Below are 617 nucleotides of genomic sequence, written 5' to 3' on the forward strand. Positions count from 1 at the left end.
GGCAAGTTCGTCGGAGCGCAGAACCCGTCCACGGGCATCGCCGAGAAGGACCTCTCCTGGGATCCCCCGACCGGGGCGGTACGCGTGCTCTGAGGCGCGGTGGCGTAGAAGGGCCCGGTTGCCGGTCGACGACCAGCAGCGGCACGACGAGGCCGATGGCCGCGGTCAGGGAACCGGCCGCGATGCGCAGACTACCGAGCGGATGGTACGGCTCGATGAGGCGTCGTATCCGCCGGTCGTCGTCCGTGGCGCGCAGGGGGCCGGTTGTCGTCACGGTGCGGCGGTGTCGGCCGGGCCGCGGCCGTGGTGCTCCTGGTCCTGCTGCTGCTCCGGCGGGCCAGCGCACCTGAATGTCCGGCCACTCCCGTCGTAGGGTGGTCCACCTCTGTGGCGGTTGCCGGCTGAGCCGACAGTTGTGCCGCCCCACGTTCACTCGCCGCGCACTGCCCCGGGCAGGCTCGTCGGCGGTCGACGGCCCGCCCGGGGGCGCGAGGTGAATGTCAGGCCTGGTAGGCCACGTTGGCCATCATCCCGGCCTCTCCGTGGTAGGCGTTGTGGCAGTGCAGCATCCACTGGCCCGGGTTGTCGGCGTCGAAGAAGACGGACAGCTTCTTCTT

General features: G+C 71.0%; 1 protein-coding gene and 1 pseudogene. One reads left to right on the forward strand and one right to left on the reverse strand.

From position 1 onward, the window contains the following. Positions 1 to 93: pseudogene (locus ACPXCS_RS39630) on the forward strand (glycoside hydrolase); the annotation flags it as partial. A 407-nt stretch (positions 94 to 500) separates the two neighbouring features. Here ACPXCS_RS39630 and ACPXCS_RS39635 read toward each other — a convergent pair. Continuing rightward, positions 501 to 617 (reverse strand): multicopper oxidase domain-containing protein (locus ACPXCS_RS39635; protein ID WP_425952364.1); only part of this gene is annotated, 117 nt, incomplete at its 5' end.

Origin of the sequence: Streptomyces sp. DT190, from assembly GCF_049846985.1 — a bacterium.
Taxonomy (GTDB): domain Bacteria; phylum Actinomycetota; class Actinomycetes; order Streptomycetales; family Streptomycetaceae; genus Streptomyces.